At 71.9% G+C, this 1464-nt stretch carries 1 protein-coding gene; it reads left to right on the top strand.

What is annotated here, in order from left to right; all coding sequences use genetic code 11:
* Positions 1–133 precede the first annotated feature (133 nt).
* A complete protein-coding gene (locus A6V29_RS06330; RefSeq protein WP_137159529.1) occupies positions 134–1420 on the top strand; it encodes an ISL3 family transposase in 1287 nt (428 codons plus the stop codon).
* Positions 1421–1464: the final 44 nt, after the last annotated feature.

Below are 1464 nucleotides of genomic sequence, written 5' to 3'. Positions count from 1 at the left end.
GGCTCTTCGCGGTTCCCGGTGAATGACGTGGCGTGAGCCGGTGATCGTGAGCCTGGCCCGGAGACGTTGAGGGCCCGTGGTCCTGCTGGGATGGGTGTTGCTGAGACAACCCATACCGCGAGGTCCACGAGCCGTGTTCGAGCCTACGGGCTCGCAGCGTGATGCTGCGAGCGCGATTTTCAACCTGCCCGACTACCAGGTGCTGAGCGCCGTCGAGGACGCCGAGGGCGTCCGCCGGATAGAGGTCGAGACGACCGCCCCGCCGGGCTGCCCGGTGTGCGGGGTGCTGGCCGTGCGGGTGCACTCCCGCCGACGTCAGCGGCTGCGGGATCTGCCCGTGGCCGGCCCGGTGGAGCTGGTGTGGGCCAAGCGTCGCTGGTTCTGCGACGAGGCCCGCTGTCGGCGGAAGACGTTCAGCGAGGTCACCGACCAGGTGCCGGCCTACGCCCGCTCCACCGCCCGGCTGTGCCAGGCGCTGCTGTCCGCGGTCGTGAGCAGCGGCCGGGCCGCCAGCGAGGTCGCCCGCGCCCACCGGGTGTCGTGGTGGCTGGTCGCCTCGATGATCAGCGCCGCCGCCGACCTACTCACCGACCCCGACGACGTCGTGGTGCGCCGGCTGGGGGTCGATGAGCACCGCTACCGGTCAGTGCGGTTCTTCCGCGACCCCGACGGGGGGTGGCAGCGCTACGAGCCGTGGATGACCACGCTGGTCGACACCGATACCGGCCGCGTCCTCGGCGTGGTCGACGGCCGCGATTCGGCCGGCGTCGGCACCTGGCTGGCCGCCCGCTCCCAGGCCTGGCGCGATGCCGTGGAGGTGGTCGCGATCGACCCCTCGGCGGCCTTCCGCAAGGCGCTGCGCGAGCAGCTCCCGGCCGCCGCGGTCAGCGTGGACGCCTTCCACCTGGTGAAGCTGGCCAACGACGCGGTCACCGCCGTCCGTCAACGGGTGATCCGTGAAGCCAAGGGCCGCCGCGGCCGCCTGGAGGATCCGGCCTGGGTCAACCGGCGGTTGCTGCTGCGCGCCGGGGACACCCTCAGCCCACGAGCGCTGGCCCGGCTCAAGGCCACTCTCCGGGCCGACGACCCGACCGACGAGATCGGCGCAGCCTGGGGCATCAAGGAACAGCTCCGCGCGCTGCTGACCAGCGGTTCCCTCGCCGACGCGCACGAGCAGAAGATGCGGCTCGGCGTCTCGGTGCTGGCCGCGGACATGCCCGAGACCGACCGACTCTGGGCCACCATCGACACCTGGTGGGACGCCATCGAGGTGCTGATCGTCACCGGCGTCACCAACGCCCGCACCGAGGCCGCGAACACCAGCATCAAGCAGATCAAGCGCACCGGCCGCGGCTACCGCAACCCGGCCAACTACCGCGCTCGTATCCTGCTCGCCAGCGCCGCCCGGACGGCAGCGTGAACACCCTCCTCAGCGGGATCGTTCACCAGGAACCGCGAAGAGCC

Source organism: Blastococcus sp. CCUG 61487 (assembly GCF_005222955.1).
Lineage (GTDB): Bacteria > Actinomycetota > Actinomycetes > Mycobacteriales > Geodermatophilaceae > Blastococcus.
This window is presented reverse-complemented; position numbering and strand designations above follow the sequence as displayed.